Below are 25,319 nucleotides of genomic sequence, written 5' to 3'. Positions count from 1 at the left end.
GGGCCGAGCACAGTCTGTGTAGTGAGAGTGAACGCGTCCCACTTCCTTCGCCGGTCTTTATATACGGCCGGGGGGAGTAGTGAACGACGAGATGGCAGTCGAATGACGGACACAGACGGGCCCACGGTGCTCGCGGTCGACGACGACCAGATGGTCTTAGAGACGTACGACATCTGGCTCGGGGCCGACTACGACCTGCTGACGGCAGACACCGGGACGGCGGCTCTGGAGATCCTGGACGGCGAGGCGGACGTGGACGTGGTGTTGCTCGACCGCCTGATGCCGGAGATGGCGGGCGACGAGGTGCTCGCGGAGATCCGCGAGCGCGAGGTCGACGTGCGCGTGGCGCTGGTGACGGCCGTCGAACCGGACGCCGACATCGCGGCGTTGGACTTCGACGCCTACGTCCAGAAGGCGCTCGACCGAGAGACGGTGACCCGCGTCGTCGACGAACTGTGGGACCGCGTACAGTTCGACGAGACCCGCCGGGAGTACCGCGCCGTCGGCGAGAAGTTGGCCGCGTTGGAGGAACAGTACCGCAGCGAGGAGCTGACGACGAACGAGCGCTACCGCACGCTCTCGGACCGCTTCGAGGAACTCGGTGACCGACTCTCGAACCGCGCAGCGGAGCTCGACGGCGACGACATCGTCAGCGCCGTCGACCCGCCGGACGCCGTCGAGGAGTGAGACTCGCGCCCGACGACCCACGGCCGGGGTGCCGCCGGCCGTCGTGAACCACCGGGCCCTCTGCGGCGGGTCACGGAGACGTGTCGGGTGAGTGTCAGAAGTTCAGTTCTGAGAGCTTTCTTGTCACTCCCGTCCGTGACTGTCGACGCGATGACGGAGACGAGTCACGGACACACGACGGCGGACGGACAGTCCTCCGAGAGTGGACTCTTGCGGACACTCGGCGTGGGACTCGGGTTGTGGGTCCTCGGTGTCGGCGGCTTCTTCGGCGCCGGTGTGGGCGTGAGAGTCGCCGCCATCGTCGGGCTCGGCGTGGAGTACGGCCAGTCCCCGCCGTGGGTGACCGCCGCCGGACAGGGGCTGGCGGCGGTGGCGATGCTCGCAGTCGGCGGCGGGTACGCGGTCCGCTACCACGACGGCCTGTGGGGTGATCGCGACCTCGGAGAGCACGCCCGTGTGATCGGTGGTGGCGTTCTCGTCGCCGCGGTCGCGTACACGACCTTCCAAGTCGGCGTCGCGGTCGCCGGCGTGACGCTCCCCCAGAACGTGATCGGGAGCACCCAGGGGACGTGGGTGTACGTCGCGCTGCTCGCGTACACCGTCGTCGGTGCTCCCGTCGTCGAGGAGGTCCTGTTCCGCGGGGCGATCCAGCGGCGGCTCCGCGTGTCGCTGGGTCGCTGGCCCGCCGTGGCACTGGCCTCCGTCCCGTTCCTGAGTGTCCACGCCGGCACCTACGTCGGCGGGTCGACGCTCGGGTTGGGACTGGCGGTGGCGCTGCTGTTCGGCGTGTCGCTGTTGTTGGGGTACGTCTACGACCGGACAAACGCGCTCGTCGTGCCCGTGTTGGTCCACGCAGGGTACAACACGTTCGCCCTCACGACCGGCCTCCTCGGTGTGTGGCCGGCCTGACGGTACGCACAGGCGGCGCGACCGGTCAGACTCCGAGTCGGAGCCCGGTCATCGTGACGATGATTCCGAGCATCGCGACCGCCTCGAACAGCCCGACGACGAGGATCCGGCGCTCGACGGTCGCCAGCGCCGCCTCGTCCGGGTCGTCGCGACTCCGCAGGTAGTACTCTCTGAGGTGGAGTCGGTTCGGCACGACCAACCCGAACAGGAACAACCCCCACCCGGAGGCGAGTGCCACGGTCGGCCACGTCCCCGAGTAGCCGTACGACAGGCCCGTCCCGCCGAGGAGGATCGTCCCCGAGACCACGGTCGCCAGACTCGTCCCGAAGACGAAGAACACCACCTTCGGCGTCAGGCGTCGCGTGACCGCCCACGCCGCCTCGTCGTCCAGCCCACCCAACACCGGGCCGACCACCGCCGGGAACACCAGCGCGAACCCGAACCAGATCGCCCCCGTCACGACGTGGGTGTAGAACAGTCCCGTCGTGGAACCGAGCGCCGCCGTGAGCGCGACGGCTGCCAGCGGCACCACGACGCTCCCGGCCGCGAACGCCGGGTTCGCCTGCTCCGCGAGGTGCACCACCCGTTCGCCGAACCCACCGTCGCGCGGCACGCGCTGCTCGTCTACTGTTGCCATACCACACGGCTCGGGCGGCCTCGACTTGTAACTTGTCGCCGAGGTCGTCACCTGCGTGGCCTCCGGCGTCGCCCCGCGGGTCGGTGCGATCGACACGTAGTCGTGTCCAGTTATCACACGCGGTACTCGTATCGTAGGGACTAACGGTGTGTAGACCCTGGTACGTGTACTTACTGATGAGGCGAGTCACAGAGAGGATTCGCGGGAGTTACGCTGTGAAGCTCCTCGTCGCCTTCGGACTCATCGCGGTGTTGCTCGGTGGGTTCACGATCGCGGCGGCGGGGTCGACGAGTTCGCTGGCGCAGGACCGTGCCGAGACGCGGGCCGTAGAAGACGCCGAGCGGCGCGCACTCGCGCTGGAACGGTGGAGCGACGGCGTCGAACGACGGGCGGCACAGCTCGCGACGGCACCGGCCGTCGCGTCGGGTGACACCGACGCCGTCGCCGAGCGGCTGGCCGCCGTGGGCGACACGCTCGGGGAGGGGGTCGCCGCCGTCCACTACGTGAGCGACGGCGAGATCGCGGCGTCGACCGCCGACGGGGCGACGCTCCCCGACGCGGCGTTCGACGCCGCCACGGGCTCGACGCCGACCTACACCGACGGGTTCCGGTCGTCGAGCGTCGACGGACTCGCCGTCGCGTACGTCCACCCGACGGCGGAGGGCGCACTGGTGTACACGCTCGCACCGAACGCAGTCGTCGACGGAACCGTCGGGAGTACGGACGACGACGGGACGCAGAGCGCGACGGAGAGCTACCTGGTCGACGACGAGCGGACGGTCGTCGCGACGACGGACGCGAACGTGATCCTCGCGACACCCGACGCCGGTGTGTCCGGGGCGAGCGTCCCCACACTCGACGGCGCGGTGACGGCCGCGGCGGCCGGTGACGGTGCCGCGGGTGTCGTCGCGGTCGACGGGTTCGGCGTCGGCGAGAGCGGCGGAGCCGACGGCGGGAGCGACGGAGCGTCGACCGACGACGGGTCGGCGACTGCGGGTGACGGACGCGCACTCGTGTCGTACGCCGGCGTCGCGGGCACGCCGTGGGCGGTCGTCGTCCAGACGGACGCCGAGACCGCGTTCGCGGTGGGCGATCACGCCACCTCGGCGGTCGTCGGTGTCGCGCTGCTCGCACTGGTGAGTCTCGTCCTGTTCGGCAGTACGGTCGGCTCGACGACGGTGATCCAGACGCGGGACCTCCAGAACCGGGCGAACCGTGTCGCAGACGGAGAGCTGGACGTCCCGTTCCCGACGCGACGGACCGACGCGTTCGGCGACGTGCGCCAGAGCATGGACCAGATGCGCCGGACGCTGACCGAGGAGATCGAGGCCGCCGAGCGCGCCGAGCGCGAGGCGGAGACGACCCGACGCGAGGCGGAGGACCTGTCCCGAACCGTGACCGAGCGTGCGGCGTCGTACGCGACGGAGTTGGAGGCCGCGGCGGCGGGCGACCTGACGCGGCGCGTGGCGACCGAGAGCGACGACACCGAGTTCGAGACCGACGGTGCCGAGGCGATGCACCGCGTCGGCGTCGCGGTCAACGAGTTGCTCGCGGAGTACGAGGAGACGATCCGGGAACTGTCGGCGTTCGCAGACGACGTGACCGCTGCCGCAGACGACGTGACCGACGCCGTCGGCGAGGCGACGACCGTCTCGGAGCGCCTCTCGGAGCGGCTGACGGAGATCGAGGGCGACGCGACGACACAGCGAGACGAGGTCGCCTCGCTGGCGGACGAGATCGACCGACTGTCGGCGACGGCGGAGGAGATCGCCGCGACGACGGACGAGGTCGCCGAGGCCTCCGAGACCGCCGCGACGGCGGCCCGAGACGGGGCCGACGCCGCGGAGGCGGCCATCGACGAGATGGACGAGACGGTGGCGACGATCGACGAGACGGTCGCGGCCGTCGACGAGTTGGCCGAGCGCGTCGACCGCGTGACGGAGGTGGTCGACCTGATCTCCGACGTGGCCGACGAGACGGACATGCTGGCGATCAACGCCTCCATCGAGGCGGCCCGGGCCGGCGGCGACGGCAGCGGCGTCGACGGCGACGGGTTCGCGGTCGTCGCCGAGGAGGTGAAGGCGTTGGCGGGCGAGGCGAAGGAGTCGGCCGCGGAGGTGAACGAGCAGTTGACCGCCATCCGCGAGCAGACGGAGACCGCCGTGGACCGCGCCGACGACGCCGACGAGACGCTCGCGAGTGCCGCGGAGACGGTCGAGGACGCGCTCACGCAGCTGAGCGACATCGTCGACCACGTCGAGCGGACGGACGACAGCGTCGCCGAGATCTCGCGTGCGACGGCCGAACAGGCGGAGTCGACACAGGCCGCCTCGGAGGTCGTCGACGACGTGCGGACGATCAGCGAGCGGACGGCCGCGGACGCAGACGACCTCGTCGGGGCGGCCGACGACCAACGGCGCGTGATCGGCACCGCGGCGGACACGACGGACCGGCTCGCGGACGACGCAGAACGGCTCCGCGCCTCGCTGGCGGAGCTGACCGTCCGCGACGACGAGGGGACGGCGACCGGCGCCAGCCCACGACCGGCGACGACGGACGACTGACTACCACACGACACACATGTTCACTACGACGACCACGACCGACACGATCGACAGAGCCGACACGACCGACAGAGCCGACACGACCGACAGAGCCGACGCGACTGCCGCCGAATCGGCAGAGACGACGGGACGGGGGAGACGACCGGTGGTCCCGGTCGCACGGCTCGCGAACCGACACGTCGACGGGAGGGAGCCGTGAGCGCAGCGACGACCGTCTTCGCGCGGGAGGCCTCGTACACCGTCGGAACGTTCGCTCTGGCGATCGGAGCGGCCGTCTCGCTGGTCGCCTGGTACCTCGACGACCAGGACGAGCCGCCGTACGACGACGCGGGGTACGCGATGCTCGTCGGGATCACCGGACTGGCGACGCTGGCGTACGCCGGGATGGCGAACGACCTCTTCGTGCTCCGCGGAGCCGGCGAGATCGAGATCCAGACACTCCGGTACATCGACTGGGCCGTGACGACGCCGCTGTTGGTGGGGTACCTCGCCTACGCCGCGCAGGCCGACCGGAACACGGTGCTGGCCGTGATCGTCGCGGACCTGCTGATGATCGTGCTCGGCTTCGTCGGCGTGCTCCAGACCGGTGTCTTGGTGTACGTCTTCGGCGGACTGTCGACGGTCGCGTACGTCGCACTGGTGTACTACCTGTTCGGTCCCCTGGCGCGGAACCTGCGGGCGTCGGCCGGCGCCGACAAGTGGGCCGTCTACGCGAAGCTGCGGAACTTGATTGGACTACTCTGGTTCGTCTACCCGGTCGTGTGGGTGTTGTCGCCGCCGGCGCTCGACGTGCTCACGCGGGCGACGACGGGCGTGCTCATCACCTACATGGACGTGGCCGCGAAGCTCGGCTTCGTGTTGATCGCCACGAACACCGCCGGCGTGTTCGACGGGCTGTTGATCGGTGAGTCCGACTACGAGACCGAGTTGGAGGCCGAAGGCGAGCGCGCGACGCCCGGTGCGGTCGGCACGGAGACCGACGACTGAACGCGCAGTCGCGGACACGCTCTCTCTTCGACGGGTCGGACTACTCCACTCGTCCGTCTCTCGTCCGCTCGCCGCCGCCGAGGCCACCGATCTCGGCGGCGAGCAGCACCGCAGTCTCTCTGATGGCGGCCGGCGTCCCCCAGACGGCGACGGTGTCGCCGGACGCGAGTGACACGTCCGCCAACGGTGGGAGACTCTGGCTCCCGTCGCCGTGCCAGACGGCGAGCACCCGTGCCGGACACGCCGACGGCGTGACGGCAGTTCTGTCGCCGGTCTCCCGAACGCCGTCGTCGACCACTCCGTCGACAGACGGCGCCGAGTCAACGCCGCCTCCGACACCGGCGGTCCCCGTGTCGCCGACACCGCTGTCGACGGGTGCGTCCGGGTCCGCCTCGCGGCCGTCCCCGACGACCAGTGTGGTGAGTGTCTCGTCGGCCGCGCTCGCCAGCGCGACGAACTCGCGGTCCGCCGGGGGATCGTACGGGAGCGTGACGAGCCGGTAGCGCCCACCGGCCACCCGCGGCGCGACCGTCTCGTCGACGACCAGCGTCACCACGTCGCCGACGACTGCACGCACTTCACCGGTCGCCACGCGGGTGGGGGACGACGCCGCACCGCCGTCCCTACGCTCGACGTCGGCCTCGTCGGGCAGTTCCCACAACTGGACGAGATCGCCGGCGCTGGCGGCGTTGGCGGGGTCCGCACGGACCGCGACGGCCGCCGTCTCGGGTGGGAGACTCTGGCCGAGTCCGACCGGCTGGCGGCCGATGGCGAGGTACGTCACCGTGCCCGAGGCGTCGAGCGTCACGTCGACGACACCCACGTCGTAGTCGTCGCGGAGCCGCGTCGCCAGGCGCTCCTGTAGGTCGCCGACCCGGAGACGCCGCGGGAACAGGAACGTCTTCCCCGTCAACGCCGCCTTCGTCTCCGCCGACACCGGCTCGTAGCCGACCACGTCGTCGATCTCGCGGGCGTGGTCTGGCAGCGTCACGACGACCACGCGACCGACGGCCTTCACGAGGCGCCCCACCTCGGCGTCGACCTCGACGGCGCCGGTGACGGCCGCGACCGCCACCGCGACGCGGTCCCCGACACGGCGTCCGACCGGCGCGAGCAGGGTCGCCACGACGAAGGCGGCGCCGTTGAACCCCACAGCCGCGAGCGCCAGCGGGTCGTCCACGCCGGTCAAGACCTGGCCGAACGCCGCGGTCGTGTTCAACACGAGCGCGACCGCACACAGCCCCAGCAGCGTCGTCACGCCACGCGGGGCCGCGTCGGCGACGATCCACCGGTAGATCGCCGCGATCACCGCCGCGACGGCCGCCGCGAGTACGCCGAGGCCGACGACGTTCGCGACACCGGCGACGAGGTCGACTGCCACCCCGTTCTGGAGCAGGAGGTCGCCGACTCCGGGAACGAGACCACGACCGCCGAGTAGCGAATCGACACCGGACCCTTCGAGGCTCGGATCGAGACCATGACCGTCGACCACCGACGGCGGGAGCGCCGCAGCGAGCAGGTGTCGGGTCACGACGCCCCCCGCGAGAGGTCGGTCCAGGCGCGGCGTGTCGCGAGGAGGAACACGTCCTCGCCGGCCGTCAGCCGCCGGTCCCCGTCCGGCGCGAACGTCCAGTCACCCGACTCGCGGATCGCGAGCACGACCACGGGCGTCGTCTCGTCCGTCGCCAGATCGTCGATCCGAGCGCCGACGAGTCGACTCTCGGCCCGCAGTTGGAGTCGGCGGAGTCGGAGCCCCGACCGACGGAGCCGAGACAACACCTCGTACCCGCGGCCGTCTCCACGCGGTCGGACGACGGTGTCGGCCGCCGAGACACTCAACAGGCGGTCTACGTCGTCGCCACCGACCGCGACGGTCAGTCGCCCTGGACCGCCGACGGTCGTCCCCGTCCGACGCGACTCGCCGGTGTCGGTCGGAGCCTCTGCGGCGACACTGCCCGTCGGCTGTGCGGTCGAGACGGTGTCCGCGGGCCGACCGCCGGCGGCGGCACTGCCCGCGGTCGAGCCACCCGTCGCGGCGGGGCCGGTCGCGGTCGACACCGAGTGTCCCACGCCGCCGAGTCCGCGGTCCGCCCGGACGTCGTCGAGGCCACGACCGAACGGGACGCCGTCGGCGTAGCTACCGGCGCTGACGACCGTCCCGCGGACGGTGTCGTCGCCGGTCGCCACGGTCACCTCGTCGCCGCGGGCGAGGCCGGTCGGCAGCAGCGTCGAGATCGAGGGTGCCCGGCGGCCGGTCCCGACGCGTCGCGAGACACCCGACGACGGCGGGGCGGCCGCCACCGTCGCGGCGGCCCGATCGTCCACGTCGACACGCACCTCGGCCAGGTCGAACGTCGTCCGGAGTCGGTCGGCGACGCGTGTCTCCAGTTCCACCAGCGGGAGGTCCGCCGGCAGCGACACCTCCCAGGCCGCGATCTCGGCGCGCAGCTCCGCCGGGAGCGGCGGGTAGCCGGGCACGTCCTCGACCGCACCGACGACGCGCACCGTCACCTGCCCGCGACTGCCGACGAGGTCGACCACCTCGCGCGACAGCGTCGCGGAGCCGAGCCTGTCGAGCCCGAACCGGCGGGGCAGCGCCGCGCCGAGTGCGTCGCCGCGGCCGTGTGCGTACAGCGCCAGCATCATCACGACCAACAGCGCCGTGACGAGCGTCGGCGCGTCCGCGGACTGCTGGATCGCGGGGTCGATCACGGCGAGCAAGCCGCCGTTGGCTCCCGCGAGCGCGACCGCGAGCACGACGACACCGAACGCCGGGATCGAGACGTTCGTGACGTACTTGAACAGGAACCCCATCGCCCACGCGATCGTCGCCGGGATCACACCCGTCAACAGTCCGAGGTAGAGGCCGCGCAACACGCCGACCGCCAGCGTCCTGACCCCCGCGTCGACCACCTGCGTCACCTGCCCGGCCGTCGGAGCGCTCGCACCGAACGAACCCGTCGTGAGTGTCTCGACCACCGCGAGTTCGAGTGTCGTCTGTGTGCCGACCGTCGCCAGCGTGAGTGTCACTCCGGCGGGGTACGACGGGTGGGGAGGAAACACTGACGGCTACACGGACGGCAGATCACACGAGGAAAACAGTTCGCCGACGGGCGCTCACACCACGGAGACTGTCCGTCGTGCGCTCGCCACGCCGGTCGTCGTCGCGTCATCCGGGTCGCCCGCGGCGACGACGACCGTGTTGCGGCCGTCACCCAGCTCCACGTCGACCGAGAAGCTGCCGTCCGACACGTCGACCAGCCGTGCGTCGCCGTCGACGGCGACCGCGACCGTCCCGGCGTCCGTCGTCCCGGAGACCGTCACCGTGGTCGACTCGACGGTCGTGTCCGGGAGCGAGGCGTCCAACGTCGGCGACGCCGGTGGGCCTCCAGCGTAGCGCTCGCGGATCACGGGTGGCGTCCCGAGCGGTTCACCGGCGTCGATGCCGGCCGCGAGGCGGAGGAACGTCGCGTGACTCCACGACAACGGCGTCGCCGAGCCGGTCCCCTCGCCGAAGGTCCAGTCGAACGCCGTCGACTCCTCGCGGTCCCACACCTGCTCCGGGAGGAGGTCCCCCTCGTTGGCGAACCCCGCGAGCGTCCGCAGCAACGCCTCCGGGGAGTCGTCCGTGCCCAGGGACGCGCCGGTGTCGGATCCGCCGTCCTCGTCGCTGCCGTCTCCACCCTGGGTGTCACTCGCCGCACGTGCCGCGAGTTCGTACTCGGCGCGTTCGGCGGTGAGAAGCGGCCACAGTCGGCCGACGGAGTTCGCGACGACCGGGTACGGCGCGCCGTCTTCGCCCTCGCCGTAGCCGTCGCCGACGTAGCGGTAGAACCCCGGCCCGTGTGGCGTCTCGACGCGGATCGCGTCGTCGACGACGGCGACGGACCGCTCGATCACCGGGTCGTCGGCCGGGACCACCCCGAGCCGGACCAACTCGAGGAAGCCGGCGTCGATCACGTCCCGTTCGTCGAACTCGCGGCCGCCGTTGGCGAGCGTCCGCAGTTCCCCGTCGTCCGGGTCCCGGTTCGCGTTCACGCGGAAGTAGTACGGCGGATCGTGGCGCTCCGTCCCCTCGCGAGTCACACACCACTCCCGGACCCCCGCGCGGAACCGGTCGGCAGTCGCCAGCCACACCAACTGGTCGGCCGGCTCGCCCGTGGCGGCCGCGAGTGAGGCCGCCGAGACGAGGCCCGCCACCTCCGCGGCGATCGTCGACGGCGACAGGCCGGACTCCTCCTCCCAGCGTTCCTGCTGTGTCTCCGGCCCGTTCCGGACCACGTAGTCCGCGAACGCCGCCACCTGGTCGTAAGAGACTTCGACGGCGGCGGCCGCCAGCGGGTCGCTCGCCCCGTCGAGTAAGTCGTCGTCGAGCAACTGCCGGACCATCACCAGCGGGAACGACACCTGGTCGAGCTGTTCGCCACCCCAGCGCGTCCGGCCGTCCACCCAGGTGTTCTGCGGGATGGAGCCGCCCTCGCGCTGCTGGACGCGGTAGAGGTACTCGACGGCGGCGCGTGCCGCGTCTCGCTTCCCGACGGCGTCGTAGGCCGTGAACGACTGGTAGAGGTCCCGTCCCCAGACGTAGTGGTACCCCACGTCGCCCGGCTCCTCCGCGCGGATCACGTCCCCCCACGGGATCGACGGACTCGCGACGCCCGCGCCCTCGAAGGTCGCGTCCTCGGCGGCGCGGAGGACGGCCAGACTCCGGCGGTACAGTCGTGTCAGATCCGGGTCGTCGGCGACCGACGCCGGGAGCAGGGCGTCGTCAAGCCAGGCCGCCCACCCGTCGCGGTACGTCTCGGCGACGGTGTCGTACCCCGCCGCCAGCGAGGCGGTCGCGACCTCGGCGGCCGCCGCGGCGTCGAGGGCCCCCGTGTCGTCCGCGGGGCCACCCGCGAACCCCAGTGCGAGCGTGGTCGAGAGACTCGTCGTCCCGCCGTCGCCGGAGCCGTCGTCCGTCCCGTCGCCACCCGTCTCCGAGTCTCCTCCGTCGGAGTCGTCGCCGGAGCCGTCCAGTCGCCCGACGAGCGCACTCGAGCCGGTCGCGGCGTCGGACTCGTCGGGTTCCGTCCCGCGGGCGAACAGGCGGGCCGTCTCTGGGTCCGGCACCGGCGCGGCGCTGGCCCACGCGAACCCGTCGGCCGCGGCCATCGCGACGGCCACGTCGTAGTCGTCGCCGTCGGGAGTACGGGCGGCACCGCCGTCGCTCGTGTCCGTCGTCGCGAGCACCGGCGTCCCGTCGGCCGTCACCCGGCTGCTCTCGTCGTCGACGGTCCCCGTCGTCACCGCGGGGCGACACACTGCGTACACCGCCAGCGGTGTCTCGCTCTCGAAGGCCACGTCAGCGAGCACGGCGTCGCGGTCCGGGTCGGCGACGTACGACACCGACAGCGACCAGTCTCGGGACTCCCCGGCGAACTCGTGGCGGTAGAGTGGCTCCGCTCCGTCGCCGACGGTCGTCACGGACCGTTCCACGTCGTCGTCCGTCCGGCGGTCGCGCTCGGCCGTCCGCTCGGCGTACCCCTCGCCGTCGGTGACGAGGAAGTCGAGTCGACGGACGTTCGGGAGGTCCACTCGCGGGAAGCGCACCTCGGTCAGCGCGCCGCGGGTGAGTGTGAACCAGACGCGGCCGTCCCCGTCTGCGCCCGCCGCCGCGTCGCCGTCGCCGGTCCCGACCGCCGTCCCGACGCCGACCTTCTCGCCGGTGGTCCAGAACGGCGCGAACTCCACCGGCTCGGGGGTGCTCGTCGGCGTCGCCGTCGCGTCCGCGTCCGAGTCGGTCCCGTCGTCGGCCGGCGTCGACCGCGACCCAGTCGCCGTCTCGTCGCCGCCGCCACCACACCCCGCGACGCCGACCGCACCGGCGGTCGCCAGTCCCGCGAGAAAGCGCCGTCGTTCCGTACTCGACGGGGCGCCGCGGCCGCTCTGCCCGTCACTGTCGGCTCCGCTCTGCCCATCACTGTCTGCTCCGGTCTCCGCACTCTCGGGTTCGAGACCCCCCGTCTCCGGCCGCTCCGTGTCACGTCCACGCACGGCGTGCCGCTCGGCACTCCGGCTACAAAACGGCGACGAAGGATCTCGTCGTCGTTCGAACAGACTCGTGGTCGAGTCGAGAGCTTCGGGGGCCGGACGGTCACTCCGGCGCCGGAGTGGGTGCCTCGTCGACGCGTTCCAAGTCGGCAGCCAGCGCGTGGACCGTCTCGTCCAACTCCCGGACGCGGTCGGTCTGGGTCTCGGTCGCGGCGGCGATCTCTCCGACGCGTTCCGAGACCTCGTCGGCGCGCTCGGCGACCGCCGTCACGTCCTCGCGGACGGCGCGGAGACTGTCGGACTGCGAGCCGACGGCAGTCGAGACGGCCGTCACCTCGCGCTCGACCGCGCTGGCGCGGTCGTCGATCTCGGCGTGTGTCTCGCGGAGCGCCGTCGCGTCGTCGGCCGCCGAGTCGACGGCGGTCTCCAGGGTCTCGACACCGTCGACCACCTCCTCGACCGTGTCTCGGATCGCCGCGACGCGATCCCGTACCGTGTCCACCTCCTCGCGGGTGCGTTCGGCGAGCGCCTTCACCTCGTCTGCAACCACGTCGAACCCGTGGTCGTCTGCGCCGTCACCACCCGCGCGTGCCGCCTCGATGGCGGCGTTCAACGCCAAGAGGTTCGTCCGGTCGGCCACGTCGTCGATCGTGTCGACCACCGCACCGATCCGGTCGGCCTCGCGTGTCAGCGTCGCCACGCGTTCGTCGATGGTGTCTGTCTCGCTCGCGGCCGTCTCGACGGCCGTCGCCACCTCGTCGGCGCGTTCCGTCGCCCGTGTCACGTCCGTCCGCAACTCTCCGTACAGCGTGTCGATCCGCTCGGCGCGCTCGGCGACCGTCTCTCCCTCGTCGCTGATCTCGGCGAGGTCCGTCTCGACGGCGTCGAGTGCGGTCCGCTGGCGGTCCGCCAGCGAGTCGATCCGAGCGGCCGCGTCGGCCGTCTCCGTCAGCGAGTCTCTGACCGACCGGGTCGTCGTCGTCACCTCCTCGGTGATCCGCTCTTGTACCTCGGCGAGGCGGCGGTTCCGGCGGACCACGTCCGTCACGACGGTGTTGATCTGGATCGCTCCGACGGTGGCCCCGTCTTCCGGGTCGAACAGCGGGAGCCCCTTCGCCAGCACGGCCCAGAGGTCCCCGTCGGCGGACTCGCCGGTCCGCGGTTCCTCCTCGACGATCACGTCGCCGGTGCGAGCGACGGTCTCCGAGAGCACCTCGCTCTCGCCGTCGGTACCGACGAGTGCCGACGCACGCTGGCCGTCCGCCGTCGCCGCCGAGACGCCGACCAACTCGGCCAACTCGTTGTTCCACCCCGCGACGTGCCCATCGTCGTCGACCACGCCGACGGGGTCCGGGAACGTCTCGACGACCTGTTCCAGCAGTCCGCGGTAGAAGTCTCGCTGCCGACGGAGCGTCGCCGTGTCGTCGCTCTCGACCGCGAGCGAGTCGGGAAGCAGTCGTGTCGCGTCCATTCTCGGAGCGGTCGGTGGACTACCCACTTGTCGGTTGTGGTACGCGGTGACGTGATCGAGAACCGCGAGAACGAGACCTACGTGGCAGTCGGCAGACCGTGTAGGTGGGAACCGTCCAGAGCGGGCGTACGGCGGGGAACGACCAGAGAGCCGTGCGAGGCGGGCTTGCAGCGAGGAAACGGGCGTGCGGCGGGGAACGACCAGAGAGCCGTGCGGGTCGGGCGTGCGGCGGACGACACTGGGTCGCGTACCGATCAGACGTAGTCGCGGCCGCAGTCGTCGCACGTCACCGAGGCCTCGACACCGTCTGGACCGGCGACGGCACGCCCCGTGAGCGAGCCGCCACACCAGCGACAGTCGCCACGCGCGGCGATCACTCTCGCGTGTTCGACGACGCCGTCCGCGAGTGCCGCCGTACTGTCACCGCTCGTCTCGACCGATCCGTCGGCCACCGATGGTCGTACTGACATCGTACCCCTACAGACACACTGTACGGTAGAGACACCCCTCGCTAACAGTGTAGCGCGCCTGTCGGACACCAGTCTAACAGTAGAGAGGCACCGAGCACGGCGTCGTCCGGGTCCACGTACACACCGCAGTCGCCCACGACCGACCGTCCACACCCGTGCCGCTGTTCTCGGGTGGATCGGTGTCGGTCACCAGATGTGTTCTATCAGTCCACTACTGCCGAACGTGTGTGGCAGATTTATGTGCGGGCGTGGGAATGTAGGGGTGTGAGTCGATAGTGCCGGGGGAAGACACGGACGGCGACATCGCCGACGTGCGAGTGCTCGTCGTCGACGACGAGAAGGAGGTCGCTGACGCGTACGCGCTACGCCTCCGGAACGTCTGTGATGTGCGCGCCGCGTACGGGGGACGAGAGGCGCTAGAGACCGTCGAGGAGGAGACGATCGACGTGATCCTGCTCGACAGACGGATGCCGGAGATGTCCGGCGACGAGGTGTTGGAGGAACTCGACGAACGGGGGTTCGACGGGCGTGTGATCATGCTGACCGCCATCGATCCCGGGTTCGACGTGCTCGACCTGCCGTTCGACGACTACCTCCGGAAACCGGTCGAACGCGAGGGGTTGGCGGCGACCATCGACCACCACCGGACGGTGTTGGCGTACGAACTGCTGGGCGAGTACTTCAGTGTCGAGTCGAAACGTGCCGTGCTCGCGGCGGAGCTGTCGACGGAGGAACGCCAGAGCAGCGACCGCTACGGCGAGATCGAGGCGACCGTCGAGGCACTGGAGTCGCGCGTCCGACGGCTGCTCTCGGATCCGATCGAGATGTTCGAGTCGTTCGACGAGATCGGCCGCGAGGGGCTGTGAACGGCGTCTACCTCGTCGACAGCCCCGAGTGAACGCCGTCCACCTCGTCAGTCGGCCTCGTCGAGCGTCCGCTCGCGCGACTCCTCGAAGAACGACGACAGCAGCTTGCGCTGGCCGGCGCGCAGGTGGTACAACAGCGTCGGCGCGGTGATGTCCAGCGAGGTGGCGACCTCCTCGGCGGTGCTGCCACGCGGCGACTCGAAGTAGTCCGCGAAGAACGCCGTCCGCAGCGCCTCCTCCTGTTTGTCCGTCAGTCGATCACCGAGCGCGTCCTGTACGTCCCGCTCGGTGGTAACGGACCGTTCGCGTTGCTGTTTCGCCGCGAGGTTCGCGTCGAACTCCCGCTTGATCGTCTCGGAGATCCGCCGCACGTCCTCGCTGGGCGACAACTCGACGATCATCTCCCCGCGACCGTCGGCGTACGTCGCCGACTGGATCGTCCCGCCGAGCGAGGAGGCCGCGACCAGCGGCGTCCCGCCGGTGAACTCCACCTCGACCGATCCGCCAGTGCCCTCGGCGACGACTCGCGTGCGGACGACGCCTTCGCACTCTGCGAGGTCGTCGGCCACCGTCTCGGCGTCCGCGTCGGCGGTCGTCACGTAACAGAGCAGTCCACCGCCGTCTTGGGGAACGACGCCGTCGAGCGCCACGTCCGTGTCGAACGACGCCGACACGTCCGCGAGCGGGCAGTTCGCGGCCGAGTACTCCAGCGTCAACTCGGTGACCGTGTCCGACAACAGGAGGTTGCGGTGGCGGGCGGCGTTGATCGCGAACCCCGCGACCTGGCCCAGCGTCTCGAAACTGGCCCGCTCGCGCCCGGAGAACGCCTCCTCCTCCGTCGCGTACACGCCGACGATCCCGTAGACGGTGTCGCCGTACACCAGCGGGATCGACAACAACGACTGGAGCCCGTTCGCGAACGCGGTCTGCCGGACGGGTTCCGGCACCGAGGGGTCGTCGGCGACGGGCGCGACGAGTCGGACCTCCCCCGTCTCCATCGCGCGTTCCTCGGGGCCGACGGCGTCGCCGTCGAGACTCTGCCGGACGCAGTCGATCGTGTCGTCGGTCGTCCCCGCCGAGGCACGGATGACCACGTCGTCGCCGCCGATCTCTCGTTCCCCGAACCAGGCGAACTCGTAGCGGTCCGTCTCGCCGAGTCGGCGGACGACGGTCTCCGCGATCCCCTCACGTGTCGTCGCGCCGACGAGTTCGACCAGGATCTCGGAGACCAACTCCGAGATCACCGCCATCTGGTCGAGTTCGGCGCGCAACGCCTCCGCCTCGCGGCGACGCGACCGGCGATCCGTCACGTCGTCGACGTACACGCGGGCACCGTCGTCGACGGCGTCCGGGTCCACCGTCACCGCGAGCCACCGCTCCAGTCCCGGGTAGTACTCCTCGAACTCGTGTGCCGTCGGGTCACCGTCGGCGTCGGCGAACGCACGCGGGAGTGTCCGCTCGACGGAGTGTGGGAACACGTCGTCGACGTGCGCCTCCGCCAGTGTGTCGTGGTCCGTGTCGAGCACCTCGACGACGGTGTCGTTCGCGGCAGCGACGCGACCCGCGGCAGTCACGTCGAGGACCCCCACCGGACAGCCAGACAGCGACTCCATCGTCTACCTCTCCCACTCGTGGAATATGTGATTGTCGGTGTGGTGAGTCCGAGGCGGCGCTACGCCGACGACGGATCGTCCAGCCCAGTCACCTCGAACCGGGCACCCCCGTCGCCGTCGACGGCCGCCACGGACCAACCGTGTGCGCTCACGATCCGTCGTGCGATGGCGAGCCCGAGACCGGTCCCGGTCCCGTCCGCGGAGTAACCGGACTCGAACACGCGCTCCCGCTCCGCGACGGGGATACCCGGGCCGTCGTCGGCGACGTAGAAGCCAACCGCGGACGGCGGCTCTGCCGCCGCAGGCGCCTCCTCCTCCGTCGCGTCGAGACGGCCGACACACACCGTGGGCGCGTCGCCGGCGTGTTCGACGCTGTTGCGGAAGAGGTTCTCGAAGAGGCGTTCGAGCGTGTCGGCGTCGCCGACGGCCGTCGGGAGCGGTCCCTCGATCCGGAGTTCGGCGTCGTCGGTCGCCACCGAGCCCCAGGCGTGCTCGACGACCGTCGCCAACGCCACCGGCTCGGTGTCGGTCACCTCGCCGACGCGAGCGAGTGCGAGCACGTCGTCGATGATCTCCTCCATCCGGTCGTGGGCGTCCGCGACCGCCGCGAGGTACTCGTCCTCGCCGGTCTCGCGTGCCACCTGGAGGTTCGCCTTCGCCACGTCGAGCGGGTTCCGCAGGTCGTGCGAGACGACGCTGGCGACCGTCTCGCCGTCCAGTCGCACCGCGTCGTCTCCGTCGGTGTCCGCCGCCCCCGGGTAGTCGGTAGCCGTCTGCTCTGGAACCGCCCCGCCGTCGCGAGCACAGACCTCGTCTCCGTGTGCGTGTGCGTCCCCACGCCGCTCCGCGTCTGCCGTCTCTCCGTCCCTGTCGTCGCCCCGGTCTACGTCCGCGTCGGGCCCGTCTCCGTCGTCGTCTCGGGTTGCACCGCGGTCCCGAGACCCCCCGCCGTCCGCTCGTTCGCCGCGTCGCTGCTCGTCTCGGTCGACCTCGGACTCGTCCGTGTCCGTGGGCCGCGAGTCCAGTCGCCTGCCGTCGTGTGTCGGTGCCATCGTAGTGTGTCGTCGGTGCGGTCGGTGGCGTGCCCGCCGTCTCCGGAGCCACGGCGGGCAGTGCGAACGACGGGGAGCGTCACGAGCCGTCGCCCGCGTCTGTGAGTGACTACGACACTGCTTGGCTTGAAAGTCGCGGCTAACCATACAGAGAGTTCGGTCGGCGAGGCGGCGATCGACCGTCGGATCGGTGACGACGTGCGCCGTTCTACTGCGGGAGCGTTATCCCTCCCGGTCGCGTGAGTGGGGACGATGGCGTACGACGCGGTCGTGTTCGACATGGACGGAGTTCTCGTCGAGCGCACCCCACAGTGGGTGTTCGACGAGACGGCGGAGGAGACGCTCTCTGCTTTCGACATCACGGACCCGATGGGGTACGAGTACCGAGCGATCAGACACCTGGAGGGGACGCCGGACCGGGCGCTGGAGCACTTCGATGCGGAGTACGGGATCGACTTCGAGGAGGTCTGGCAGCACCGCGACGAGGTGCTCGCGAGCAAGCAGGCGACGGCCGTCCAGCGGAACGAGAAGAACCTCTACGACGACGCGCGCCGGGTCGACGACATCCCGGTGCCGACGGGCGTGGTCTCGAACAACCTCCAGCCCGCGGTGGAGACGGTCCTGAACAGCTACGACCTCGCGGACAGTTTCGACACGGTGTACGGGCTCTCGACGCGCCTCTCGGAGTACGACTACCGGAAGCCGAACCCGACGTACCTGGAGGCCGCCCTGCGGGACCTCGACGCCGACAGCGCCGTCTACGTCGGCGACCGCGCGTCCGACGTGAAGGCGGCGCGGCGCGCCGGCATCGACGGTGCGTTCGTCCGCCGTCCGTTCAACGACGACGAGGTGTTCCCACCCGCGTCGCCGCGGTTCGCCGCCGACTCGCTGGGCGAGTTGCTCGACGACCTCGAACCACACCTCGCGCAGGCGGAGTGAGCGGGTGAGCGAGTGAACGAGTGAGTGGTCGTGGGACGTTGTCGTTGCCCCCACGGGTCCGACAGGGAGACCGACCGGGGAGTCGTCGACACGGCGGTTCCGTCTGGCGAAAAATCACTTCGCACACGGGGTGTGTCTGACGCAGTGAGGACGACCACTGGCGGGTCCGTGCCTCGCGGAGGCTACTCGGGCGCAGTCGCGGTCTCGGTGGAGACCACCGCGACCGTGTCGTCGACGACGACGGTCGCAGTTCCCCCGTCCGTCGTCCACGTCAACGCGACGCGGAGCGGATCTCGACTCCGGAGTTCTCTCCCCGGCAGTGGCAGCACCCACGGCGGCGAGTCCTCGGTGTCGACACCGATCGACCGCAGGGTCGCTACCACCCGCGGCTCGCGTGCGAGCGCGCCGGTGAAACTCGGCACGAGTACGAGCGAACACCGGTCACAGTCGAACCGGAGCGCGTCGTCGAAGCCGACGGCGTGGGCGTCGGTGTCGACCGCCTCCGGTGCCGGGCGGTCCACCGCCTCGGGGTCGATCGAGACGGAGACCGTCCCGGCACAGTAGGGACACTGTCCCCGACGCACGAGGTCCGCGAAGCCGTGGACGCGGTCGGCCACGGCTCCGTACACCTCCGTTTCCGTCCGCCCGGCGAGGGCGTTGCGCGGCAGCGGGAAACTGACGTGTGGACGTTCCGAGCCACAGTCCGGACACGTCACCTCGAGGAATCCGTGTTCGTACGTCGCCGCCAGGTCCGTCCCACAGGCAGGACACGACGCGTCGGGACCGTCGAGCGTCACGTCGTCGTCCGTCGTGGGGCGGCTCCCGAGCACGGCGCGGTACAGTGCGGTCGCGGCGGCGGTCGGGACGTACCCCTCGTCGGTCTTGCGGACGTACACCCCACGGAGCTTCTGGAGGTGGTAGTTGAACTTCCCACTGTCTTCGAGGCCGACCGCACGCATCAGGTCCGCGTACCCCGTCGGTTCGGTCGCCGCCGCGCGCCACCGTTCCAACAACGCCAACACGATCTCCAGTCGGAGGTCGTGGCCCAACAGCGCGAACGCCTCGCGGGCGGCCTCGTCAGCGTCTCCGTCGTCACCCACTCCGTCCCCTCGCTCTCGCGTCACACCGCTGCCGAAGAGCCCCGCCGCAATCAGGGTGACGGGACCCCGACGACTCGAACGTGCGCCGGTGGACCCGAGGTAGGGAGCCAGTGAACGATAATGCCTCACATTTACAACACTATCGGACCGATCACTGGTACACTCCAGAGTATTCGCCCCGAAGAGACGTATTCGACGCGGCGTACGTCGTTCGGACCGAACCACAGGCGACGCGTCGATCCGAGCCTGCGTTTCAGTTATGTACCTAGGCCGCATCATTCGAACGTAACAGTGGGCCTTCATCGAAAGCTCGTCGAGGAGTCGTCCGACATCCCGACGGTGATCGACGCGGACGGGGAGATCACGTACGTGAGTCCCTCCGTGACTCGGACCCTCGGGTACGAGCCCGAGGAGTTGGTCGGCGAGGTCGGGTTCGAGTACCAACACCCCGACGACCGTGACACCGTCGCAGACGCGATCGAGACCGTCCGGTCGAACCCAGACGAGATCGAGGTGGTCGAGACGCGGTTCCGTCGGGCAGACGGCTCGTGGTGTTGGATCGAGGCGACGATCCAGAACCGTCTCGACGACCCAGACATCGACGGGATTCTCGTCAACAGCCGCGACATCTCACTGCGGCGACGAGAGCGGCGGCGGTACCGCGGTCTCGCCGAAGAGTACCGGACACTACTCCAGTCCGTCGAAGACAACATCTTCTTCCTCGACGTCGAGTCGACCGAGGACGGACGAGTGTACCGCTTCGACCGGCTGAACCGGTCCTACGAAGAACAGACCGGAATCACGACCGAGGATGTCCGCGGAGAGACGCCGGTCGAGGTGTTCGGTGAGGAACTCGGCACGGAGCTGCGTGCCAACTACGAGCGGTGTGCAGCGGCCGGCGAGCCGATCTCGTACCAGGAGGAGGTCCCGGTCGAGACGGGAGCACGCTTCTGGCAGACCGTGCTCACGCCGGTCGTCGAGGGCGGTGACGTGACACGGATCATCGGGATCACGCGGAACGTCACCGAGCGGGTCAAGCGAGAGCGGCAGCTCGAGAGCCAGAACGAACAACTCGAGGAGTTCGCGAGTGTCGTCTCACACGACCTGCGTAACCCACTCAGCGTCGCACAGGCACGGACGGAGCTACTCGCCGACGAGGTCGACAGCGAACACGTCCCACCGGTGAGTAGATCCCTCGACCGGATGGAGGAGATCGTCGACGACACACTCACTCTCGCCAAACAGGGACAGGTCGTCTCGGAGTCGGAGCCGGTGCCACTGGGTGATCTCGTCGAGTCGTGTTGGGAGAACGTAGACGCGGGCGCTGCAGCGGTCGAACTCGAGTCCGACGTGACGGTCGTCGGCGATCGGAGTCGACTCCAGCACGTCTTCGAGAACCTCTTTCGGAACGCACTGGACCACGGTGGCACCAACGTGACCGTCCGTGTCGGGCGTTCGGACGACCACGAACTGTACGTCGAAGACAGTGGGCCTGGAATTCCCGAGGAAGAGCGCGAGCGGGTGTTCGAGCCCGGACACACCTCCACGCGCGAGGGGACGGGGTTCGGACTGACCATCGTCAGACGGATCGCCGAGGCACACGGCTGGACAGTCTCGATCGTCGACGGAGCCGACGGGGGAGCGCGGTTCGAGTTCAGCGGTGTCGAGTTCGTCGACTGACCCCTCGGACACTCACCGTGGGGGCGCTGGAACTCACCCCTCCGTCGTCACGTCGCCGCGCATCCCACCGTGGACCGTACAGACGTAGGTGTCGAGGTCGTCCGCGAGCGAGGACGTGAGCGTGAACGCCACCTCGTCGCCGTCGTCGCGCCAGTCGACGGCGGCGTCGGACTCGTAGCTGCCGTCGCCGTCCTGCGAGAGCAGCGCCGAGCCACCGCCGCGGAACGCCAGCGGGTGGACGCTCCACCCGCGGTTCTCGAACACGTACCGCACGCCGACCTGCAGCGTCAGCGTCGGATTCTCCGTGCCGCTCGCGGCGACGGTGGTGTCGTTCGTCACCTCCCACGCACTCGCCCCGACGTTGTTCACTACTACTCGCGTCGGGGTCGCGGTGGCGGTCGGTGTCGCCGTCGCGGGGTCGGTGGGGGTGTCCGTCCCCGTCGTCGTGTCCGACTCCGTCGCCGTCGGGGTGTCCGCCTCTGTGGGTGTGTCCGTCGGCGTCTCGGTGTCGTCGCCACCACCGTACCCGTCGTCACTGCCGCCGTAGCCGTCGTCGCCGCTCCCGTAGCCGTCGCCGGACCCCTCCGTCGGAGTCGGCGAGTCCGTCGGGGTCCGGGTCGCCGTAGGCGAGGTGGTGGCCGTCTCCGTGGCGGTCTCGGTGCCGGCGCCAGTGCCGTCGGTGCCGGCACAGCCGGCCAGCAGTGTCACGATACTCGTCCCCGTCGCGCCGAGGAAGGTCCGTCTGCGAGTCACAGGTGTACTACGTCTCCAGCCACTTGAGCGGTGTGTCGTCGGTCGGTTCGGTCTCGGGGCGTCGATCGGACCGGGGACCGGCTCCGGACTGTGCCCCGCCGACCGTGTTACGAACACTGAGACACGGAACCGGTGACTATACTCTCTCCCTCCCAGGCACCCGTATGGAAGTCGTCACGACGGAGACCGTCCCCGGCGAGGAGGTCGCGGAGACGCTCGGCGTCGTCCGCGGGAACACGGTCCGCGCCCGGAACGTCGGTCGCGACATCACGCAGTCGATCCGGAACATCACCGGCGGCGAGTTGAAGGCGTACTCGGAACTGTTGAGCGACGCCCGCGACGAGGCGCTCGAACGACTCGTCGACGACGCCGAGTCGCTGGATGCCGACGCGGTCGTGAACGTCAGACTCGAGAGTTCCGCCATCGCCAACGGCGGCAGCGAGGTGATCGCGTACGGTACCGCCGTGGCACTGGAGTGATCGCCGTGCGTCGAGCGGCGGCACGACACCCGACCCCAGTGCGAGTACGGATTCGGTCACCACCGTCTGTGCGACAGCCGTGGTGACACGCCGAGACCCCGCGCGGACGGGTGTCTACGCGGGGCGTGTCGTCGGGCTCGCGACGGGTGGGCTCGCGGTGCTGGCGGTGCTGGACCGCCGCGGCTCGTACGTCCGACTCGTCGAACTCCTCCTCGGGACGCCGTCGACACCGGCGGGCCCACTCGCCGCGCTGCGGGCGTCACTCGGACTCGACCCGACGACGGTCGTGACCGTCTGGCTGTGGACGACCGCACTCGCCGTCGTCGCGGCGCGGTACGGGATCTGTTACGTCGTCGGGTCTCTCGTGGGCGTGGTGTACGACCGACTCGACGGCGGGTCGGTGAGAGTAGTCGCACTGCTCGTCGCACCGATCGCGGCCCTCGACGCCACGCAGGTGGCGCTCGACACCGGGAGCCGCTGGCTCGCCGTCGGGCACGTCCTCGTGTGGGCGGCGTTCGTCCCCGTGTTCGGGTGGCTCGAACGACGAACAACCGGGGAGGACCGCGACGGGCCGGTGCGCCTCGGAGACCACGAGTCGAACGATCGGTCCGACGGAGCCGGTAGCGAGACCGACGGGCCCGACGACTGACCCGACCACTCGCCACCAGTCGACGGGGTTATCTCGCACGCCAGCCGTACGGGCCGCCAGATGACCGAGACACAGTCCGGCGACGACGGAACCGAGAAGACCGGGAACGAGGACGACGGCGCAGCGACGACGGGGATCGGCGACGGCGGAACGGAAAGCGAGAGTGACAGAGAGACACGGACGGAGACGGACGAGTCCAGAGACGCCGTGATCGTCGGCGGCGGCGTCGCGGGACTCTCGGCGGCGACGTTCCTCGCACGCGCCGACCGCGACACGCTGGTGATCGACGCCGGGGACTCTATCCTCCGGCGGAACGCTCACCTCGAGAACTTCCCGGGGTTCCCGGCCGGCGTGAACGCACGGCGACTGCTGGAGCTGCTGGCCGAACAGGCCGCCGGTGCCGGTGCCGACCGCCGCGAGGCGACCGTCGCGTCCGTCCGCCCGACGGCCGAGGGGTTCGTCGTCGAGACGGAACCGGGCCACACCGTCGCCGCCGAGACGGTCGTGGCGGCGACGAAGAACGAGGTGGGGTACCTCGACGGCGTCCCCGGCGTCGGCGTGATCGACCGCGGGAAGTCGTTCCTCGACGTGGACGAACGCGGCTTCACCGGGGTCGACGGCCTGTACGCGGCCGGCCGCCTCGCGGAGAAACCCCACCAGGCGGCCGTCTGTGCCGGGCACGGCGCGGAGGTGGCCGTCGCCATCCTCGAGACGGACGACGAGCCGTTCTACCACGACTGGGTGACCCCGGACGGCTACTTCACCGACCGCGGCCGCGACCTCCCGCCGGGCTGTGAGGAGATCGACGAGGCGGAACGCGAGCGCCGCGAGGCGGCGGCCCGCGAGCGGATGCGCGAGGCGTTCGCCGAGCCACACCCCGACCCGCAGCCCACCCACCCGTCGCTGACGGACGACGACTGAGCCGCGAGCACCGAGTCGGAGTCAAAGAATCTTGTGCCACTCTCCGCGCACGCGCCGCCGAGAGGGGGTTTTGAGTACGGAGGAACCCGTCACTTCGACCGTCCCCGATGACGCACGACACGACAGAATCCCCTCGGGCGGACGGGTCCGGCGGCACGGAACCGCCGGGTGCGGCGCAGTCCCTCCGAGCAGACGAGACAGACTTCTCGTCGACGGACGAGACAGACTCCTCCCCGACAGACGAGACGGACCCACCATCGCGAACGACCAGACGCGGTCTCCTCCGGATCGGCGGGACGGGCCTCGCTCTCGGCGGTGCGGTGGGATCGGCGGGGTGTCTCTCCGCACTCCCGCCGCTCGGCGGCGGCCAGCGCTACGGTCGGATCGACGCGCCGGCCTCGGACGACCCGGAGTACGCACGCTGGGTGCCCGCGCCCTGGGACGAGGTGAGTGAGGACGACTACTTCGGCTTCGGAGCGGCGCGTCCCGGCACCGCTCCACGTGTCCCGCACCTGCTCGCGTGGCGGCGTGCCAGCACCGTCTGCTCGCTCGACTACTTCGGCGTCGGGTGGGCGTCGTACGACCGGTACGTCTGGACACCAGCGGGGTCGGTCCTGACGGGGTCGTTCGAGGCAAAGACGGTTCGAGACACCCTCGGGGGGACCGCGTACCGTCCGGCCGGCGACTACCGCGAGTACGACCTGTTCGAACGACCGGACGGGCGGCGGGTGGCGGTCCGCGACGGCACACTCCTGTTCGTGACGCCGGACGACGAACACCCGGATCTCGAACGACTCGCCGACACGGGTGCCGGTGCCCACCCGCGACTAGTGGACGCGAACGACGCCGCCGCGACGGTCGTCGAGCGGGCCAGCGAGTCGACGCGCGTGAGTGCCGCTCGCGAGTTCGGCGCGTTCCACGAGGCGGCGGCGTGGGGTGCAGACGGGTTCCGCGTCGGCGACGACGGTGTCTACCAGGTGATCACGCTCGTGTTCCCGTCGCCGGACACGATCACTCTCGACGAGCTCCAGACGGCGTATCGAGAGCGGACGGGACTCGTCGAGGCCTGGACGCAGGAGGCGGACTCCTTCGACGCTCAGATGGACGAGCGGGTCGCGACACTGGAGACGCGCGTTCCGGAGGGGGACCTCCGCCGGTTCGACGCTGTGGCCGAGCCGGTGCAGGCGACGTGGGGGTTCGAGTGGGACGCCGCCGAGCGTGCGCTCACGATCCGCCACGAGGCGGGTGCGTCGGCCGACCCAAATCGTCTCACCGTCGACATCGACACCGACGAGGCGCCGTACCGACACGACGACCGGCCGGTGTGGACGGACGTCGACCGGGTCGAGCCGGGTGCCGAGACCACGCTCGACCTCGGGGCGGTGACGGGACTGGAGTCCGTCGGACTCGACCTCCGGCGCGTCGGCGAAGACGGGTGGTCCTACTGGAACTTGGCGGGCTGGCGCGCGCCGACCGTCGACGGAGGAGAGGGAGGTGACCACTCGTGAT

The 25,319-nt window shown here is 70.4% G+C and carries 22 protein-coding genes; 12 read left to right on the top strand and 10 right to left on the bottom strand.

Going from position 1 to position 25,319, the window contains the following annotated elements:
* Positions 1-102 precede the first annotated feature (102 nt).
* Both RYH80_RS16755 and RYH80_RS16750 read left to right on the top strand, forming a co-directional pair.
* A complete protein-coding gene (locus RYH80_RS16755; protein ID WP_370905221.1) occupies positions 103-687 on the top strand; it encodes a response regulator in 585 nt (194 codons plus the stop codon).
* A gap of 150 nt (positions 688-837) precedes the next feature.
* Positions 838-1,596: a CPBP family intramembrane glutamic endopeptidase gene (locus RYH80_RS16750; RefSeq protein WP_370905219.1), complete on the top strand. Its 759-nt coding sequence runs from the start codon at positions 838-840 to the stop codon at positions 1,594-1,596.
* A gap of 25 nt (positions 1,597-1,621) precedes the next feature.
* Here RYH80_RS16750 and RYH80_RS16745 read toward each other — a convergent pair whose 3' ends face one another.
* Positions 1,622-2,233, bottom strand: coding sequence for a hypothetical protein (locus RYH80_RS16745; RefSeq protein WP_370905218.1), 612 nt, complete (start codon positions 2,231-2,233; stop codon positions 1,622-1,624).
* A gap of 215 nt (positions 2,234-2,448) precedes the next feature.
* Between RYH80_RS16745 and RYH80_RS16740 the strand changes: the two genes are divergently transcribed.
* From RYH80_RS16740 to RYH80_RS16730, 3 genes are read left to right on the top strand one after another with little or no spacing between them, the layout of a single operon-like run.
* Positions 2,449-4,797 (top strand): methyl-accepting chemotaxis protein, encoded by a 2,349-nt coding sequence (locus RYH80_RS16740; RefSeq protein WP_370905217.1) that lies wholly within the window; start codon positions 2,449-2,451, stop codon positions 4,795-4,797.
* 16 nt (positions 4,798-4,813) lie between these two features.
* Positions 4,814-4,996, top strand: coding sequence for a hypothetical protein (locus RYH80_RS16735; RefSeq protein ID WP_370905216.1), 183 nt, complete (start codon positions 4,814-4,816; stop codon positions 4,994-4,996).
* A complete protein-coding gene (locus RYH80_RS16730) occupies positions 4,993-5,784 on the top strand; it encodes a bacteriorhodopsin (protein ID WP_370905215.1) in 792 nt (263 codons plus the stop codon). Before RYH80_RS16735 ends, RYH80_RS16730 begins: the two co-directional genes overlap by 4 nt.
* Positions 5,785-5,824: 40 nt before the next feature.
* Here RYH80_RS16730 and RYH80_RS16725 read toward each other — a convergent pair whose 3' ends face one another.
* From RYH80_RS16725 to RYH80_RS16705, 5 genes are all read right to left on the bottom strand, one after another.
* Positions 5,825-7,315, bottom strand: coding sequence for a DUF8167 domain-containing protein (locus RYH80_RS16725; RefSeq protein WP_370905213.1), 1,491 nt, complete (start codon positions 7,313-7,315; stop codon positions 5,825-5,827).
* Positions 7,312-8,814, bottom strand: a complete 1,503-nt coding sequence (locus tag RYH80_RS16720; RefSeq protein WP_370905212.1) for a DUF8167 domain-containing protein — start codon at positions 8,812-8,814, stop codon at positions 7,312-7,314. Before RYH80_RS16720 ends, RYH80_RS16725 begins: the two co-directional genes overlap by 4 nt.
* Before the next feature lie 87 nt (positions 8,815-8,901).
* Positions 8,902-11,820 (bottom strand): glycoside hydrolase family 15 protein, encoded by a 2,919-nt coding sequence (locus RYH80_RS16715; RefSeq protein ID WP_370905211.1) that lies wholly within the window; start codon positions 11,818-11,820, stop codon positions 8,902-8,904.
* A 100-nt stretch (positions 11,821-11,920) separates the two neighbouring features.
* Positions 11,921-13,288, bottom strand: coding sequence for a methyl-accepting chemotaxis protein (locus tag RYH80_RS16710; RefSeq protein WP_370905210.1), 1,368 nt, complete (start codon positions 13,286-13,288; stop codon positions 11,921-11,923).
* 254 nt (positions 13,289-13,542) lie between these two features.
* Entirely contained in the window at positions 13,543-13,758 is a 216-nt protein-coding gene (locus tag RYH80_RS16705) for a hypothetical protein (RefSeq protein WP_370905209.1), read from the bottom strand.
* A 275-nt stretch (positions 13,759-14,033) separates the two neighbouring features.
* Here RYH80_RS16705 and RYH80_RS16700 point away from each other — a divergent pair, with 275 nt between their 5' ends.
* Positions 14,034-14,624 (top strand): response regulator, encoded by a 591-nt coding sequence (locus RYH80_RS16700; protein WP_370905207.1) that lies wholly within the window; start codon positions 14,034-14,036, stop codon positions 14,622-14,624.
* Between the two features lie 47 nt (positions 14,625-14,671).
* Here the strand turns inward: RYH80_RS16700 and RYH80_RS16695 are convergent, their stop codons facing one another.
* Positions 14,672-16,237 (bottom strand): bacterio-opsin activator domain-containing protein, encoded by a 1,566-nt coding sequence (locus RYH80_RS16695; RefSeq protein ID WP_370905206.1) that lies wholly within the window; start codon positions 16,235-16,237, stop codon positions 14,672-14,674.
* A 59-nt stretch (positions 16,238-16,296) separates the two neighbouring features.
* Entirely contained in the window at positions 16,297-17,289 is a 993-nt protein-coding gene (locus RYH80_RS16690; RefSeq protein ID WP_370905205.1) for a sensor histidine kinase, read from the bottom strand.
* Positions 17,290-17,541: 252 nt separating this feature from the next.
* Between RYH80_RS16690 and RYH80_RS16685 the strand changes: the two genes are divergently transcribed.
* Positions 17,542-18,228: an HAD family hydrolase gene (locus RYH80_RS16685; RefSeq protein ID WP_370905204.1), complete on the top strand. Its 687-nt coding sequence runs from the start codon at positions 17,542-17,544 to the stop codon at positions 18,226-18,228.
* A 182-nt stretch (positions 18,229-18,410) separates the two neighbouring features.
* Here RYH80_RS16685 and RYH80_RS16680 read toward each other — a convergent pair whose 3' ends face one another.
* A complete protein-coding gene (locus RYH80_RS16680; RefSeq protein ID WP_370905203.1) occupies positions 18,411-19,352 on the bottom strand; it encodes a DUF7351 domain-containing protein in 942 nt (313 codons plus the stop codon).
* 267 nt (positions 19,353-19,619) lie between these two features.
* Here RYH80_RS16680 and RYH80_RS16675 point away from each other — a divergent pair, with 267 nt between their 5' ends.
* Positions 19,620-21,008 (top strand): PAS domain-containing sensor histidine kinase, encoded by a 1,389-nt coding sequence (locus RYH80_RS16675; protein WP_370905202.1) that lies wholly within the window; start codon positions 19,620-19,622, stop codon positions 21,006-21,008.
* A 33-nt stretch (positions 21,009-21,041) separates the two neighbouring features.
* Here RYH80_RS16675 and RYH80_RS16670 read toward each other — a convergent pair whose 3' ends face one another.
* Positions 21,042-21,761 (bottom strand): hypothetical protein, encoded by a 720-nt coding sequence (locus RYH80_RS16670; protein WP_370905201.1) that lies wholly within the window; start codon positions 21,759-21,761, stop codon positions 21,042-21,044.
* Positions 21,762-21,925: 164 nt separating this feature from the next.
* Here RYH80_RS16670 and RYH80_RS16665 point away from each other — a divergent pair, with 164 nt between their 5' ends.
* From RYH80_RS16665 to RYH80_RS16650, 4 genes are all read left to right on the top strand, one after another.
* Entirely contained in the window at positions 21,926-22,240 is a 315-nt protein-coding gene (locus RYH80_RS16665) for a YbjQ family protein (RefSeq protein WP_370905200.1), read from the top strand.
* A gap of 79 nt (positions 22,241-22,319) precedes the next feature.
* Positions 22,320-22,889 carry a hypothetical protein gene (locus tag RYH80_RS16660; RefSeq protein ID WP_370905199.1) on the top strand — a complete coding sequence of 190 codons (570 nt, stop codon included), beginning with the start codon at positions 22,320-22,322 and terminating at the stop codon, positions 22,887-22,889.
* Between the two features lie 60 nt (positions 22,890-22,949).
* Positions 22,950-23,810, top strand: a complete 861-nt coding sequence (locus RYH80_RS16655; RefSeq protein ID WP_370905198.1) for an NAD(P)/FAD-dependent oxidoreductase — start codon at positions 22,950-22,952, stop codon at positions 23,808-23,810.
* A 107-nt stretch (positions 23,811-23,917) separates the two neighbouring features.
* Positions 23,918-25,318 carry a hypothetical protein gene (locus RYH80_RS16650; protein ID WP_370905196.1) on the top strand — a complete coding sequence of 467 codons (1,401 nt, stop codon included), beginning with the start codon at positions 23,918-23,920 and terminating at the stop codon, positions 25,316-25,318.
* Position 25,319: the final 1 nt, after the last annotated feature.

The sequence above is a fragment of the Halobaculum sp. MBLA0147 genome (assembly GCF_041361345.1).
GTDB lineage: Archaea > Halobacteriota > Halobacteria > Halobacteriales > Haloferacaceae > JAHENP01.
This window is presented reverse-complemented; position numbering and strand designations above follow the sequence as displayed.

Excerpts from the sequence above, each read along its gene's own strand:
- RYH80_RS16755 (WP_370905221.1), top strand. The coding sequence starts at position 103 with ATGACGGACACAGACGGGCCCACGGTGCTCGCGGTCGACGACGACCAG.
- RYH80_RS16750 (WP_370905219.1), top strand. The coding sequence starts at position 838 with ATGACGGAGACGAGTCACGGACACACGACGGCGGACGGACAGTCCTCC.
- RYH80_RS16745 (WP_370905218.1), bottom strand. The coding sequence starts at position 2,233 with ATGGCAACAGTAGACGAGCAGCGCGTGCCGCGCGACGGTGGGTTCGGC.
- RYH80_RS16735 (WP_370905216.1), top strand. The coding sequence starts at position 4,814 with ATGTTCACTACGACGACCACGACCGACACGATCGACAGAGCCGACACG.
- RYH80_RS16710 (WP_370905210.1), bottom strand. The coding sequence starts at position 13,288 with ATGGACGCGACACGACTGCTTCCCGACTCGCTCGCGGTCGAGAGCGAC.
- RYH80_RS16705 (WP_370905209.1), bottom strand. The coding sequence starts at position 13,758 with ATGTCAGTACGACCATCGGTGGCCGACGGATCGGTCGAGACGAGCGGT.
- RYH80_RS16695 (WP_370905206.1), bottom strand. The coding sequence starts at position 16,237 with ATGGAGTCGCTGTCTGGCTGTCCGGTGGGGGTCCTCGACGTGACTGCC.
- RYH80_RS16690 (WP_370905205.1), bottom strand. The coding sequence starts at position 17,289 with ATGGCACCGACACACGACGGCAGGCGACTGGACTCGCGGCCCACGGAC.
- RYH80_RS16685 (WP_370905204.1), top strand. The coding sequence starts at position 17,542 with ATGGCGTACGACGCGGTCGTGTTCGACATGGACGGAGTTCTCGTCGAG.
- RYH80_RS16665 (WP_370905200.1), top strand. The coding sequence starts at position 21,926 with ATGGAAGTCGTCACGACGGAGACCGTCCCCGGCGAGGAGGTCGCGGAG.
- RYH80_RS16655 (WP_370905198.1), top strand. The coding sequence starts at position 22,950 with ATGACCGAGACACAGTCCGGCGACGACGGAACCGAGAAGACCGGGAAC.
- RYH80_RS16650 (WP_370905196.1), top strand. The coding sequence starts at position 23,918 with ATGACGCACGACACGACAGAATCCCCTCGGGCGGACGGGTCCGGCGGC.